A 14,582-nucleotide genomic window follows, 5' to 3' on the forward strand; every position below is an offset into this window, starting at 1 on the left:
AAAAGCTTGGCCGGCAAGAGGCCGTACGTCAGGTACCGCAACGGTCCGGAACGCGCATCCGCCGACCGGGGCCGCCCTCGCGTTTAGTCAGTTTGCCTCGCACACGCCCGGCGGAATACCGGCGAAACTAAGGGCCCGGTCGTCGGCTGACGAAAACGCGCCGCTCGCCCGTCATCGGATCGTCGAACTCGATGCGCTGCGCCAATAGCCGTAGCGGCGTGCTGAAGTCGTCAGGCGGCACGTCAATGATGTTGGGATACAGGGGATCCCCGTCGATCGGCAGGCCGAGGGAGGCCATGTGCACGCGCAGCTGGTGGGTCCGCCCGGTGCGCGGGGTCAGCCGGTACAAACCGTCCGGGGAAACGAGCTCGACGAGGGTCTCCGCGTTGGCCGCGCCGGGTTCGCTGAAGGCTTGTAAAACCCCGCGCCGCTTGATGATCCGGCTGCGCACCACGCGCGGCAAGACCAGGGCGGGATCCACGGCCGCGCGCGCCAGATAGGTCTTGCGGACCAGGCCACGCGAGAACAGGGTCTGGTACGCGCCGCGCACCTCGCGGCGCGCCGTGAACAGCAGCACCCCGGCGGTCAGCCGGTCCAGCCGATGGGCCGGGCTCAGCTCCGGCAGACCCAGTTCCCGGCGCAGCCGCACCAGCGCCGTCTGGGCCACGTGCCGTCCGCGGGGCATGGTGGCCAGAAAGTGTGGCTTGTCGACCACCACGATGTCCGCGTCGCGATGCAGCACCGGGATGTCGAACGGCACCGGAACCTCATCGGGCAGCTCCCGGTACAGAAACACGTGTGATCCGGCGGGCAGCACCGTGGCTTCGTCGACCACCGCACCGGCCGCGTCGACCACCTCGCCGGCCAGCACCTTCGACCGCGCCGGCGCACCGAACCGGTCGGTCAGCTCGGCCATCACCGGGCCCCCGCGCAGGCGCACGCGCGCCGGGCCGAGCCCGTCCCGCACCGGAAGGGGTGCGGGCCTCACCACGCGCTCAATTCAAAGGCACCGGCTCGAGGATCTCCGCGCGGGCCTCCGGGGCGCTGGCGCGCAGCTCGTCGGCCGACACGTCGTCGGGCTGGGCCTGCGACAGGATCTCGGCCTCCACCCGCGCGGAGTAGTTCGACACCTCGCGCTCCACGTCCGCCACGCTCCAGCCGAGCACCGGGGCGACCACGTCGGCCACCTCGCGCGCGCAGTCGACGCCGCGGTGCGAGTATTCGATGGAGATGCGCATCCGGCGGGCCAGGATGTCCTCGAGATGCAGTGCGCCCTCGGCGGTGACGGCGTAGAGCGCCTCCACCTTGAGGTAGCCGGGCGCCTCCTTGATCGGGCTGAGCAGGTCGGCGTTTCCGGCCGCCAGCGCCAGCACATCGCCGATCATCGAGCCGTAGCGGTCCAGCAGGTGGCGCACCCGGTACGGGTGCAAACCCTGCAGCGCCGCAACGTGTTCGGCCTGATTGACCAGCGCGAAGTAGCCGTCGGCGCCCAGCAGGCTGACCTTCTCGGTGATCGAGGGCGCCACCCGGGCCGGCACGAACTGCGCCGCGGCGTCGATCGCGTCGGCGGCCATCACACGGTAGGTGGTGTACTTGCCGCCGGCGATGGCCACCAGGCCCGGCGCGGGCACGGCCACGGCGTGCTCGCGGGACAGCTTGGAGGTCTCCTCGCTCTCCCCGGCCAGCAGCGGGCGCAGCCCGGCGTACACGCCGTCGATGTCGGCATGGGTCAGCGGGATGGCCAGCACCGTGTTAACGGTCCGCAGGATGTAGTCGATGTCCGCCTTGGTGGCCGCGGGGTGGGCCAGGTCCAGGTTCCAGTCGGTGTCGGTGGTGCCGATGATCCAGTGGCTGCCCCAGGGGATGACGAACATCACCGATTTCTCGGTGCGCAGGATGATGGCGACGTCGCTGACGATGCGGTCGCGCGGCACCACCACGTGCACGCCCTTGGACGCGCGCACCTGAAATCGCCCGCGCTGCTTGGACAATGCCTGAATCTCGTCGGTCCAGACCCCGGTCGCATTGACGACGACGTGGCCGCGGACTTCGGTGACGGCGCCGTTCTCGGAGTCGCGGACCCGCACGCCGGTCACCCGGTCGCCCTCGCGCAGCATCGCGACCACCTGGGTGGAGGTCCGCACCACCGCGCCGTAGTGGGCGGCGGTGCGGGCGACGGTCATGGTGTGCCGGGCGTCGTCGACGACGGTGTCGTAGTAGCGGATTCCGCCGATCAAGGCGCTGCGCTTGAGTCCCGGGCTCAGCCGCAACGCACCGGCACGGGTCAAATGCTTTTGTGCCGGAACGGATTTCGCGCCGCCCATCCGGTCGTAGAGGAAGATGCCCGCGGCGATGTAAGGCCGCTCCCACACGCGGTTGGTCAGCGGGAACAAGAATGGCATCGGCTTGACCAGGTGCGGCGCCAGCGTGGTCAGCGACAGCTCCCGCTCGTAGAGCGCCTCGCGCACCAGCCCGAATTCCAGCTGCTCGAGGTAGCGCAGCCCGCCGTGGAACATCTTCGACGAGCGGCTCGAGGTGCCCGACGCGAAATCGCGCGCCTCGACCAGCGCCACCTTGAGCCCGCGGGTGGCGGCGTCCAGCGCGCAGCCGGAGCCCACCACGCCGCCGCCGATGACGACGACGTCGAACTGCTCGGCGCCGAGCCGCTCCCAGGCCAACGCGCGCTGCTGAGGTCCCAGCGTGGAAGCCGCCCAGGTCTGTGCGCTTTCGGGCGCCTGTATGGGGTTGCTCACGGCAGAGGACTCCTCACCGGGAAACTCCTGTCGGTTACTCGCCAGTAGGACGGTGTCGAACCAAGGCTAGTCCAGATCGTCGTGTGCCATCAGCCGACGAGCGGCCTCGGTGATCGACCCGGACAACGACGGGTAAACGGCGAGCGTCTGCGCCAGCTCGTTGACGGTGATGCGGTTCTGGACGGCCACGGCGATCGGCAGGATCAGTTCGGAGGCGATCGGGGCCACCACCACGCCGCCGATCACCACGCCGGTGGATTTGCGGCAGAACATCTTCACGAAGCCCTGCTGCAGCCCCGACATCTTGGCCCGCGCGTTGGTGCGCAACGGGAGCATGATCGTGCGGGCCGACACCGAACCGTCGTCGATCATCGTTTGCGGCACGCCGACGGCCGCGATCTCGGGCCTGGTGAACACCGTCGCCGCCACCGTGCGCAGCCGGATCGGGCTGACGCCCTCGCCCAGCGCGTGATACATCGCGATCCGGCCCTGCATGGCGGCGACCGACGCCAGCGGCAGCAGGCCGGTGCAGTCGCCGGCGGCGTAGATGCCGGCCACCGAGGTCCGCGACACCCGGTCCACGGTCAGGTAGCCGCCGCGGCCCAGCTCGATGCCGACCCGGTCCAGGCCCAGGCCGTCGGTGTTGGGGACCGACCCGATGGTCATCAGGGCGTGGCTGCCCTCGACGGTGCGCCCGTCGGCCAGGGTGACCAGCACGCCGTCGGCGGTGCGGGTGACCGACTGGGCGCGGGCGTTCTTGACCAACTGGACGCCGCGCTCGGAGAAGGCCTCCTCCAGGACCAGGGCGGCGTCGGCGTCCTCGTAGGGCAGCACCCGGTCCCGGCTGGCGACCACCGTCACCGGGACGCCCAACTCGGTGTAGGCGTGCACGAACTCGGCGCCGGTGACGCCGGACCCGACGACCACGAGGTGCTCGGGCAGCGCCTCGAGGTTGTAGAGCTGCCGCCAGGTCAGGATCCGCTCGCCGTCCGGCTGGGCCGACGGCAGGATCCGGGGGCTGGCGCCGGTCGCGATCAGCACGACGTCGGCCTCGAACTCGCTGGTCGTCCCGTCTGCGGCGGTGGCCTTGACGCGGTGGCAGGCCAGCCCGGGCGTGGGGTCGATCAGCTCGCCGTGCCCGGCGACCACGTGCACGCCCATGGTGAGCAGCTGATCGGTGATATCGGCCGACTGCTCGGTGGCCAGTTGCTTCACCCGGGCGTGGATCTGCGGCAGGGAGATCTTCGCGTCGTCGATGTCGATCTCCAACCCCAGCCGCGGCGCCCGGCGCAGCTCGGTGCGCAGCCAGGTGGAGGCGATGAAGGTCTTGGACGGCACGCAGTCGTCGAGCACGGCCGCGCCGCCGATGCCGTCGGAGTCAATGACGGTGACATGAGTGCTGTCGGGGTGGGAGGTGGCGGCCACCAGGGCGGCTTCATAACCGGCCGGGCCTCCACCGAGGATCACGATGCGGGTCGCCACAGCCCCAACCTAGTGGGGCGACCCGCCACCCCGCAGCGCGGTGACGATGCACGCCGCGGCGCGGCGTGAGGAGGAGCCGCGCCATCGGACAGCGCGGTGACGATGCACGCCGCGGCGCGGCGTGAGGAGGAGCCGCGCCATCGGACACCGCGGTGACGATGCACGCGGGAGGAGACCGCCCGGGCATGCGACGTCTAAGCTTTCCCCGTGCCGCTCTACGCCGCCTACGGGTCGAACATGGATCCTGAGCAGATGCTCAAGCGCGCACCCCATTCGCCGATGGCCGGGACGGGCTGGCTGCATGGCTGGCGCTTGACGTTCGGGGGCGAGGACATCGGCTGGGAGGGCGCGCTGGCCACCGTGGTCGAAGACCCGGATTCCAAGGTGTTCGTCGTGCTCTACGACATGACCCCGGCGGACGAGAAGAACCTCGATCGGTGGGAGGGCTCGGAGTTCGGCGTGCACAAGAAGATCCGGTGCCGGGTGGAGCGCATCTCGTCGGACACCAGCACCGACCCGGTGCTGGCCTGGCTGTACGTGCTCGACGCCTGGGAGGGCGGCCTGCCGTCGGCGCGGTATCTGGGCGTGATGGCCGACGCGGCCGAAATCGCCGGCGCCCCAGCCGATTACGTGCACAACCTGCGGACCCGCCCGGCCCACAACGTCGGCCCCGGGACCGGCCCCTAGGGCGAGGAGAACGCGGCCGACTGCTCGACGATGTTGACCATCACGCGCAGCCCGATCGCCAGGGCGCGCTCGTCGAGGTCGAACGTCGGCTGGTGCAGGTCCAGCTGCGGGCCCTGACCCGACCACACTCCCAGGCGCGCCATCGCGCCGGGGATCTCCTCGAGGTACCAGGAGAAGTCCTCGCCCCCGCCGGACTGGCGGGTGTCGGCCAGCGCGTCGGGGCCGATGGCCTCGATCGCGTGGGTGAGGATGCGCGTCGAGACGTCCTCGTTGACCACCGGCGGCACGCCGCGCCGGTACTGCAGCGTGTGTTCGATGCCCAGCGGCGCCAGCAGCGCCGACACCGTCTCCCGGATGATCTCCTCGAGCCCCACCCAGGTCTGCCGGCTCGCGGTGCGGACCGTCCCGCCCAGCACCCCGCTCTGCGGGATGGCGTTGGCGGTCACCCCCGCGTTGACCGCGCCCCACACCAACACGGTGCCGTTGCGCGGGTCGATGCGCCGCGAGAGCACCCCGGGCAGCCCGGTGATCAGCGTGCCGAGCCCGTAGACCAGGTCGGCGGTCAGGTGTGGGCGCGACGTGTGCCCGCCCGGGGAATGCAGCGTGATCTCGATCTGGTCGGCCGCCGAGGTGATGGGGCCGTGCCGGACCGCGACCTGCCCGACCTCGAGCCGCGGGTCGCAGTGCAGGGCGAAGATCCGCGACACCCCCGAGATCGCGCCCGCGGCGATGGCGTCGATCGCGCCGCCGGGCATCAGCTCCTCGGCGGCCTGGAAGATCAGCCGCACCCCCACCGGCAGCTGCGGCACCGAGGCGAGGGCGAGCGCGGTGCCGAGCAGGACCGCGGTGTGGGCGTCGTGGCCGCAGGCGTGCGCGACGTTGGGCATGGTGGAGGTGTAGGGCGCGCCGGTCCGTTCGGCCATGGGCAGCGCGTCCATGTCGGCCCGCAGCGCGATCCTGGGCTCGTGTTCGGGGCCCAGGTCGCAGACCAGCCCGGTCCCGCCGGGCAGCACCTTGGGGTTGAGCCCCGCGTCGGCCAACCGCTCGGCGACGAACTGGGTGGTGGCGTACTCCTGGCGGCCCAGTTCGGGATAGCGGTGGATGTGCCGGCGCCATTCGACCAGGTCGTCGTGGTGGGCGGCCAGCCAGGCGGTGGCGGCATCGGCGAGGCTCATGCGCGCGCCCGCCGTTCCAGCGCCGCCAGTACCCGGTCGCGTTCGGCGGGCGTCTGGGCCAGCTGAACGACCGTGCGGGCCAGCATGATCGCACCCTCGACGACGGCGCGGTCGGCGCTGGGGCTGGCGGCGGCGGTGGTGAACGCGCGCTGGTGAACCATGGCGCCGCCGGCGTCGACCCCGACCACCGGATGGATGCCCGGCAGCACCTGGGTCACGTTGCCCATGTCGGTGCTGCCCATGGGCAGCGCCGCCTCGAACTCGCGGGCCACCGGCTCGCGTCCCAGCCGGCGCATCTCCTCGCGGAAGGTGTCGGCCAGCCATTCGTCGGGGGTGAGCTCGTCGTAAGCGGGTGCCGGGTTGTCGATTTCGTATTCGCAGCCGGTGGCCAGCGCACCCGCGGCGAAGCACGCGTACATCCTGCCCTCCAGCTGTCTCAGCGACTCCGACTCGACGGCCCGCATCGCGTACTGCAGCGTCGCGTGCCCGGGGATGACGTTGACCGCCTGCCCGCCGTCGGTGACGATCCCGTGCACCAGTTGGCCCGGGGCCAGCTGCTGGCGCAGCAGCCCGATGGCCACCTGCGCGACGGTCACCGCGTCGGCGGCATTGATACCCTGATGCGGCGCGACGGCAGCGTGGGATTCCTTGCCACGGTAGTGCACGGTCGCCTCCGACAGTGCCAGCGAGCGGGCGGCCGCGATGTCGGCGGGCCCCGGATGCAGCATCACCGCCGCCGCGATGTCGTCGAACACCCCGGCCGCCAGCAGCAGCGCCTTGCCGCCGCCCGCCTCCTCGGCGGGGGTACCGATCAGCGCCACCCGCAGGCCCAGGTCGTCGGCCACCTCGGCCAGCGCCAGCGCGGTGCCCACCGCGGACGCCGCGATGATGTTGTGGCCGCAGGCGTGCCCGATCTCGGGCAGCGCGTCGTATTCGGCGCAGACCCCGACGGTCAGCGGGCCGCTGCCGAAGTCGGCGCGAAACGCGGTGTCCAGGCCACCGGCGGACGCGGTGACCTCGAAGCCGCGCTCGGCGACCAGCGCCTGGGCCTTGGCGCAGCTGCGATGCTCGGCGAACGCCAGCTCGGGCTCGGCGTGGATGGCGTGGGACAGCTCAACCAGGTCGGAGCCACGTCGCCGCACGACAGCCTCGACCCTGTCTGAGGGGTTGTCCAATGCGGAGGTGGGCATTCTCGCAGTATCCCACCGCGACGTCGGGGCCCGGGCTACACCAGTCCGGCGATGAATCCCGCCGCCTGCCCGGGGTAGGGCGCCACCCCGTAATCGTGGTGGGCCTCCCGGTCGCGGCCACCGACGACGCACACCGGATCACCGGGGCTGCAGATGTCGATGGCGCGGCCGGCGAACAGACCGGTCGTCGACAGGGGGGTGTTGAAGCGGTTGCCGGGATTGCCGAACACCGCAACCGCCCTGACCTTGTTCGCCAGGCCGGGATCCAGCTCGGGCGCCGATCCGAAGTTGCCGACGGTGTTGCCCAGCGGCGGCACCCCGGCCAGCATCGAGACCGCGGCGGCGCCCTGAGAGAAGCCGCCGAGCACCAGCTTCGTCGCCGGGCACTGGTCGACCATCTGCGCGATGTGGTCGCGCGCGTCGTTGGCTCCGTCGGCGGTCTGCAGGAAGTTGTAGCTGGCCGGGTAGTCCACCGCGTACGCGTCGACGTTGCGCGAGCCCAGGTCGTGCTGCAGCGCGGCCAGCAGCGCGTCCCCGGCGACGCCCAGGCCGGGCGGCTCGGCGGTGCCGCGGGCGAAGATCAGCTGCACGTTGGGGCACCCGTCGGCGCGCGCCGATGGCAGCGCGCCGCTTGTGATCGAAAACACTGACACCGCAACGGCGACGGCCAGGCCGACGATCGGCCACCTACGAAGACTCATGCGGCAGATTTTCACACATTCCGGCGGGCACCATCGCGGCGCTAACCCAAGGTGACCCGCACTATGCTCGCCGACTGTGAGCGACGTCGCATCCGACCCCGCCGAACTGGCCCGGCGGGCGGCGCACTTCATCGCCGAACGCACCGGCGTGCCCCGTCACGACGTCGCGGTCGTCCTCGGATCGGGGTGGCGCCCCGCGGCGGACGCCCTCGGCACCCCGACCGCCGTGCTGCCCCAGGCCGACGTGCCCGGCTTCGCGCCCCCCACCGCCGTGGGGCACACCGGTGAGCTGATGTCGGCGCGCGTCGGCGAGCGCCGCGTGCTGGTACTGGTCGGTCGCGTGCACGCCTACGAGGGCCACGACCTGTGCCACGTGGTGCACCCGGTGCGGGCGGCCTGCGCGGCCGGCGCGCGCATCGTCGTGCTCACCAACGCGGCCGGCGGCCTGCGGCCCGACATGGCGGTCGGCCAGCCGGTGCTGATCAGCGACCACCTCAACCTGACCGCGCGTTCGCCGCTGGTCGGCCCGCAGTTCGTGGACCTGACCGACGCCTACGCGCCGCGACTGCGCGAGCTCGCCCGCGTTGTCGACCCCGGGCTGACCGAGGGCGTCTACGCGGGGCTGGCGGGGCCGCACTACGAGACGCCCGCCGAGGTGCGGATGCTGCGGACGCTGGGCGCCGACCTGGTCGGCATGTCGACCGTGCACGAGACGATCGCGGCCCGGGCGGCCGGCGCCGAGGTGCTGGGGGTGTCGCTGGTGACCAACCTGGCCGCGGGGATCGGCGGCCAGCCGCTCAGCCACGCCGAGGTGCTCGCCGCCGGCGCCGCGTCGGCAAGCCGGATGGGCGCCCTGCTGGCCGACGTCGTGGCCCGGTTCTAGGCCATGACACCCGAGGAGTGGCGGCGACCCGCGGCCCCCGGCGACGCCGGGCTTGCGATCGCCGCGCAGGAGTGGATCGCGCACGATCCCGACCCGGCGACGGCCGCCGAGCTCGCCGCCTGCGGCCCCGACGAACTGGCCGCACGCTTCGCCCACCCGCTGAGGTTCGGCACCGCGGGGCTGCGCGGCCCGGTGCGCGGCGGACCCGACGCCATGAACGTGGCGGTGGTGTCGCGCGCCACGTGGGCGGTGGCCCGGGTGCTGGGCGGGCGCGGCCTGGCCGGCTCGAACGTGATCGTCGGGCGCGACTCCCGGCACGGCTCCGCCGTCTTCGCCACCGTCACCGCCGAAATCCTTGCTGCCCAGGGATTTTCGGTGACGCTGCTACCCGGTCCGGTTCCCACGCCGGTGGTGGCGTTCGCCGTGCGCCGCACCGGCGCCGCCGCCGGGATACAGATCACCGCGTCACACAACCCGCCGACCGACAACGGCTACAAGGTCTACACCGACGGCGGCATCCAGATCGTCTCCCCCACCGACCGCGAAATCGAGGCCGCGATGGCCGCGGCTCCCCCGGCCGACGAAATCGACCGGGCGCCCGTGCAACCCGCCGCCGGCGACCTGGTCGAGCAGTACATCGGGCGGGCGGCCGGCGTGCGGCGCGGCACCGCCTCGGTGCGGGTGGCCCTGACCCCGCTGCACGGGGTCGGCGGCGTGGTGGCCGTGGAGGCGTTGCAGCGCGCCGGCTTCGAGCAGGTGCACACCGTGGGAGCGCAGTTCGCGCCCGACCCCGACTTCCCCACCGTCGCCTTCCCCAATCCCGAGGAGCCCGGCGCCGCCGACGCGCTGCTCACCCTCGCGGCGGACGTCACCGCCGACGTCGCGATCGCGCTGGATCCCGACGCCGACCGCTGCGCGGTCGGCATCCCCACCGAATCGGGATGGCGAATGCTGTCCGGGGACGAAACCGGTTGGCTGCTGGGCGATTACATCTTGTCGCATATCCCCGATCCGCGGACGGCGGTGGTGGCCAGCACCGTGGTGTCGTCGCGGATGCTGGCGGCCATCGCGGGCCACCACGGGGCCACCCACGTCGAAACCCTCACCGGCTTCAAGTGGCTGGCCCGCGCCGACGCGAACGTGCCCGCCGGCACCCTGGTGTATGCCTACGAGGAGGCCATCGGCCACTGCGTCGACCCGGAGGCCGTGCGCGACAAGGACGGCATCAGCGCCGCGGTGCTGGTGTGCGACCTGGTGGCCGCGCTGAAGGACCACGGGCATGCGGTGACCGACGCGCTCGACGACCTCGCCCGGCGACACGGCGTGCACGACGTCGCCGCGGTGTCGCGCCGCGTCGCCGACCCCGCCGAGGCCGCCGGACTGATGCGGCGGCTGCGGGCGACACCACCGCAGACGCTGGCCGGCTTCGGCGCGACCCTCACCGATATCACCGACGCGCTGATCTTCACCGGCGCCGACGGGGACACGTCGGTCAGGCTGGTGGTGCGCCCTTCGGGGACCGAGCCGAAGCTGAAGTGCTACATCGAGGTTCGCTGCGCGGTGACCGGGGACCTGCGCGAGGCGCGAGGCCGCGCCCGCGCGTTGCGCGACGAGCTGGTGTCGGCGGCGCGGCAGCTCTAGGGGCTAGCGTGGCCCGTACTGGCGGTCGCCCGCGTCGCCGAGACCCGGCACGATATAGGCGTTCTCGTTCAGCCCGTCGTCGACCGCCACGGTGAACAGCCGCGCGTCGGGCGCCGCTTTCTCAAGCGCGGCAATGCCTTCCGGGGCGGCCAGCGCACACAACACCGTGATGTCGGTGGCGCCGCGGGCAAGCAGCAGCCCGACGGTGTGCTTCAGCGACCCGCCCGTGGCCAGCATCGGATCCAGCACCAGCACCGGCAGGCCGGAAAGCTGGTCGGGCAGCGACTCGAAATATCCACTCGCCTGATGGGTTTCCTCGTTGCGGGCGACGCCGACGAATCCGACCCGGGCGTGCGGCAGCAGCGCAAGCGCCTGATCGACCATGCCCAACCCGGCCCGCAACACCGCGACCAGCAGGGGTGGCTTGGCCAGCCGCTCACCGAGGGCTTCGGCCAGCGGCGTGTGCACCGGGAAGGTCTCTCGGGGCGCGTCGCGGGTGGCCTCGTAGAGCAACATCGCGGTCAGATCACGCAACGCAGCCCGGAATCCGTCGTTGTCGGTGCGCTTGTCGCGCATCGTCGTCAGCCGGGCGACCGCCAGCGGGTGATCGACAATGCGCACCTCCACGAGGTTCGACCCTATATAACGATCCGGCCGCGATTCGTTAACGCCCCGCCGAAACGGCCCGCGTCGGGGTCTCCGGCGCGCGGGGCCTACCCGTATGCTCCCGTGGTGCTGAGCGGAATCGCGGGGGCAACCCGCTTGGTCGGCAGGGTATTTCGGGCACTCGCGCTCCTCGGCGCGGCGGCCGTGCTGGGGCTGGCGGCCGGCCCGCCGGCCCCGCGGATGATCCTTGCGGCCGGGGCGCTTCCGCAGCCGGCGCACATCGTGATCGTGGTGGAGGAGAACCGCTCGGCGGCCAACATCATCGGCAACAGGTCGGCGCCCTTCATCACCGCGCTGGCCGCGGCCGGCGCGAACATGACCCAGTCGTACGCCGAAACACACCCGAGCGAACCGAACTACCTGGCGCTGTTCGCCGGCGACACCTTCGGGGTGACCAGCGACCGGTGCCCGGTCAACGCCGGCGCCGCGCCCAACCTGGGTTCGGAACTGCTGGCCGCGGGTTACACATTCGCCGGCTTCGCCGAAGGCCTGCCCGCGGTCGGCTCCCCGGCGTGCACCGCCGGCAAGTACGCGCGCAAGCACGTGCCGTGGGCCAACTTCACCAACGTCCCGGCGGGGAATTCCCTGCCGTTCTCGGCCTTCCCGATAGGCAACTACGCCGCCCTGCCCACCGTGTCGTTCGTCATCCCGAACAACGACGACAACATGCACGACGGCTCCATCGCGCAGGCCGACGCCTGGCTGAACCGCGAGCTGTCGGGCTACGCCAACTGGGCCGCGGCCAACAACAGCCTGCTGATCCTGACGTTCGACGAGGACGACGGCGGCAGCCGCAACCAGATCCCGACGATCTTCTACGGGGCCCACGTGCGCCCCGGCAGCTACAGCGAGCAGATCAACCACTACAGCGTGCTTTCCACGATCGAGCAGATGTACGGGCTGCCCAAGACCGGCCACGCGGCCGGCGCGCCGCCGATCACGGATATCTGGGGCTAGTTCGCGGCCACGTCCGAATCGCCCGGTTCCTTACTCGCGCCGTCCCGGCGCTCGCCGTCACCGGGCCAGCCGGGCCAGCCGCGCCGGGCGCCTTCCCCGGTCGTCGCTATTGTGTGCCGCATGGCTGCTGACCTCGTGCCCATCCGCCTGAGCCTGTCCGACGGTGACCGCTACACGGTGTGGGCACCCCGCTGGCGCGACGCCGGCGACGAGTGGGAGGCGTTCCTGGGCAAAGACGAGGACCTGTACGTGTTCTCCTCCGTCGCCGACCTGGTCGCCTTCGTGCGCTCCGACACCGACAACGACCTGTTCGACCACCCGGCGTGGAAGGACCTGACCGCCGCGCACGCGCACAAGTTCGCACCGGCTGAGGACCAACAGTTCGACCTGGTCGCGGTGGAGGAGCTGGTATCGGAGAAGCCGACCGAGGAGTCGGTGGCCGGGCTGGCCCGCACGCTGGCGGTGGTCTCGTCCATCGGATCGGTGTGCGAGCTGGCGGCGGTGCTGAAGTTCTTCAACGGCAACCCGACGCTGGGCACGGTGTCGGGGGGGATCGACCACTTCACCGGCAAGGCCGGCCTCAAGCGCTGGAACGCGATCGGCGAGATCATCGGGCGCGGCTGGGACGACGTGCTCAGCGCGATCGAGGGCATCGTCGCCACGCCCGAGGTCGACGAGAAGCTGTCGGCCAAGGCCGCCGACGAACTCGCCGAGGAGCCCGACGAGGAAGACGCCGAGGGCGTCGAGGGGACCGAAGCCGCCGCCGAGGACACCGAAGACGTCGAGGAGGCGGACGAGTCCGAAGAGGGCGCCGACGAGGAGGACGGCGACGAGCCGCGCGCGGCCGGTGACACCGTGATCCTGGGCAGCGACGAGGATTTCTGGCTGCAGGTGGGCATCGACCCGATTCGGATCATGACAAGCTCGGGCACCTTCTTCACGCTGCGCTGCTACCTGGACGACCGCCCGATCTTCCTGGGCCGCAACGGGCGCATCAGCGTGTTCGGCTCGGAGCGGGCGCTGGCCCGCTACCTCGCCGACGAGCACGACCACGACCTGGCCGACCTGAGCACCTACGACGACATCCGCACCGCCGCCACCGACGGTTCGCTGGAAGTCAGGGTCACCGAGGACAACATCTACGTGCTCAGCGGGCTCGCCGACGACATCGCCGACGGTCCCGACGCCGTGGACCGCGACCAGCTGGAGCTGGCCGTCGAGCTGCTCCGCGACATCGGCGACTACTCGGAGGAGAGCACGGTCGACAAGGCGCTCGAGCCGGGCCGCCCGCTGGGCAAGCTGGTGGCCTACGTGCTCGAGCCCGGCTCGGTCGGCAAGCCCGCCGCGCCGTACGCCCCGGCGGTACGGGAGTGGGAGAACCTGGAGCAGTTCGTCGACGGGCGGCTCCGCAGAGAATAGGCCCGCGTTTGACGGGCCGGTGAGTCTCCTCTTTACTGGCGGGTGTCGCTTCCCGGGATAGGCCCGTTACCGCTCTACGGCTTTCAACGCCCGGGCATGCTGTTGTTCGGTTTGCTCCCGCTGGCTCTGCTCGCGGTGTACGTCCTGGTGCAGTCCCGCCGCCGGCGCAGGCTGCGCCGGTTCACCGAGGCGGACGTGCCGCAATCGCCGACGCGGCACATCCCGATCGCCGTCTCGCTGCTCAGCCTGATCCTGCTGACGATCGCGCTGGCCACACCCACCCACGACATGCGCATCCCGCGCAACCGGGCGGTGGTCGTGCTGGTCATCGACATGTCGCAGTCCATGCGGGCAACCGACGTCCCGCCCAACCGGCTCAAGGCCGCCGAGGAGGCGGCCACCCAGTTCGCCACCCAGCTGACGCCGGGCATCAACCTCGGGCTGGTCGGCTTCGCGGGCACGCCGTACCTGCTGGTGCCGCCCACCCCGCAGCACCAGGCGACCATCGATGCGCTCAAGAAGCTCGACTTCGCCGACAGCACCGCCACCGGCGAGGCCATCTTCACCGCCCTGCACGCCGTCAGCGCCACCGCCATCACGGGCGGCGACACCCCGCCGCCGGCCCGCATCGTGCTGCTGTCCGACGGCAAGGAGAACAAGCCGACCAACCCCAGCGACCCGCATGACGGGGCCTACACGGCGGCGCGGCTGGCCCGCGACGAGGGGGTGCCGATCTCGACGATCTCGTTCGGCACCAAGACCGGGGAGATCGAGATGGACGGGCAGCGGGTCGCCGTCCCGGTCGCGACCGACCAGATGAAGATGATCGCCAAACTCTCCGGCGGGCAGTCCTACACCGCCGGCAACCTCGCCGAGCTCTCCAAGAGCTACAACGCCATCGAGAAGGACATCGGCTACCGCACCGTGCCCGGCCCGGGCAGCGCCGGCTGGTTGCGCCTGGGGGTCCTCACCGCCCTGATCGCGACGGCGCTGGCGCTGCTGATCAACCGGCGGCTGCCGGTCTGACC

The 14,582-nt window shown here is 71.6% G+C and carries 13 protein-coding genes; 6 read left to right on the forward strand and 7 right to left on the reverse strand.

Translation table 11 applies throughout. The features are described 5' to 3' along the window. Window positions 1–127: 127 nt before the first annotated feature. From AWC03_RS16100 to AWC03_RS16110, 3 genes are all read right to left on the reverse strand, one after another. Window positions 128–916, reverse strand: a complete 789-nt coding sequence (locus tag AWC03_RS16100; protein WP_249025898.1) for a pseudouridine synthase — start codon at window positions 914–916, stop codon at window positions 128–130. 79 nt (window positions 917–995) lie between these two features. Continuing rightward, on the reverse strand, window positions 996–2,753 hold the full coding sequence (locus tag AWC03_RS16105; RefSeq protein WP_085241713.1) for a glycerol-3-phosphate dehydrogenase/oxidase: 1,758 nt from the start codon (window positions 2,751–2,753) through the stop codon (window positions 996–998). Window positions 2,754–2,819: 66 nt separating this feature from the next. Next, the gene (locus AWC03_RS16110; RefSeq protein WP_085241714.1) at window positions 2,820–4,235 is read right to left on the reverse strand and encodes an NAD(P)H-quinone dehydrogenase; all 1,416 of its coding nucleotides are present in this window, start codon (window positions 4,233–4,235) and stop codon (window positions 2,820–2,822) included. Between the two features lie 207 nt (window positions 4,236–4,442). Here AWC03_RS16110 and AWC03_RS16115 point away from each other — a divergent pair, with 207 nt between their 5' ends. Beyond that, the gene (locus AWC03_RS16115; protein ID WP_085241715.1) at window positions 4,443–4,922 is read left to right on the forward strand and encodes a gamma-glutamylcyclotransferase family protein; all 480 of its coding nucleotides are present in this window, start codon (window positions 4,443–4,445) and stop codon (window positions 4,920–4,922) included. Here the strand turns inward: AWC03_RS16115 and AWC03_RS16120 are convergent. Genes AWC03_RS16120 through AWC03_RS16130 form a run of 3 tightly spaced genes read right to left on the reverse strand, consistent with a single transcriptional unit; the run spans window position 4,919 to window position 7,988 of the window. Beyond that, a complete protein-coding gene (locus AWC03_RS16120; RefSeq protein WP_085241716.1) occupies window positions 4,919–6,097 on the reverse strand; it encodes a M20 family metallopeptidase in 1,179 nt (392 codons plus the stop codon). The two genes, AWC03_RS16115 and AWC03_RS16120, sit on opposite strands and share 4 nt — an antisense overlap. Beyond that, window positions 6,094–7,287 carry a M20 family metallopeptidase gene (locus tag AWC03_RS16125; protein WP_085241717.1) on the reverse strand — a complete coding sequence of 398 codons (1,194 nt, stop codon included), beginning with the start codon at window positions 7,285–7,287 and terminating at the stop codon, window positions 6,094–6,096. The genes AWC03_RS16120 and AWC03_RS16125 overlap by 4 nt, the downstream gene beginning before the upstream one ends. A 35-nt stretch (window positions 7,288–7,322) precedes the next feature. Further along, a complete protein-coding gene (locus AWC03_RS16130; RefSeq protein ID WP_085241718.1) occupies window positions 7,323–7,988 on the reverse strand; it encodes a cutinase family protein in 666 nt (221 codons plus the stop codon). Between the two features lie 76 nt (window positions 7,989–8,064). On the opposite strand from AWC03_RS16130, the gene AWC03_RS16135 reads away from it, so the two are divergent. Both AWC03_RS16135 and AWC03_RS16140 read left to right on the forward strand, forming a co-directional pair. Beyond that, window positions 8,065–8,871, forward strand: coding sequence for a purine-nucleoside phosphorylase (locus tag AWC03_RS16135; RefSeq protein WP_085241719.1), 807 nt, complete (start codon window positions 8,065–8,067; stop codon window positions 8,869–8,871). 57 nt (window positions 8,872–8,928) lie between these two features. Next, on the forward strand, window positions 8,929–10,512 hold the full coding sequence (locus AWC03_RS16140) for a phospho-sugar mutase (RefSeq protein ID WP_142278412.1): 1,584 nt from the start codon (window positions 8,929–8,931) through the stop codon (window positions 10,510–10,512). 3 nt (window positions 10,513–10,515) lie between these two features. Here AWC03_RS16140 and upp read toward each other — a convergent pair whose 3' ends face one another. After that, window positions 10,516–11,139, reverse strand: a complete 624-nt coding sequence (upp, locus tag AWC03_RS16145; protein WP_085241721.1) for a uracil phosphoribosyltransferase — start codon at window positions 11,137–11,139, stop codon at window positions 10,516–10,518. A 219-nt stretch (window positions 11,140–11,358) separates the two neighbouring features. Between upp and AWC03_RS16150 the strand changes: the two genes are divergently transcribed. The 3 genes from AWC03_RS16150 to AWC03_RS16160 all read left to right on the forward strand — a co-directional run bounded on the left by AWC03_RS16150 (window position 11,359) and on the right by AWC03_RS16160 (window position 14,580). Then, complete coding sequence (locus AWC03_RS16150) at window positions 11,359–12,135, forward strand: alkaline phosphatase family protein (protein WP_085241778.1); 777 nt, start codon at window positions 11,359–11,361, stop codon at window positions 12,133–12,135. 120 nt (window positions 12,136–12,255) lie between these two features. Then, the gene (gene satS, locus AWC03_RS16155; RefSeq protein WP_085241722.1) at window positions 12,256–13,554 is read left to right on the forward strand and encodes a protein export chaperone SatS; all 1,299 of its coding nucleotides are present in this window, start codon (window positions 12,256–12,258) and stop codon (window positions 13,552–13,554) included. A 42-nt stretch (window positions 13,555–13,596) separates the two neighbouring features. Next, on the forward strand, window positions 13,597–14,580 hold the full coding sequence (locus AWC03_RS16160; RefSeq protein WP_085241723.1) for a VWA domain-containing protein: 984 nt from the start codon (window positions 13,597–13,599) through the stop codon (window positions 14,578–14,580). Window positions 14,581–14,582: the final 2 nt, after the last annotated feature.

Source organism: Mycobacterium europaeum (genome assembly GCF_002102155.1).
Taxonomy (GTDB): Bacteria; Actinomycetota; Actinomycetes; order Mycobacteriales; family Mycobacteriaceae; genus Mycobacterium; species Mycobacterium europaeum.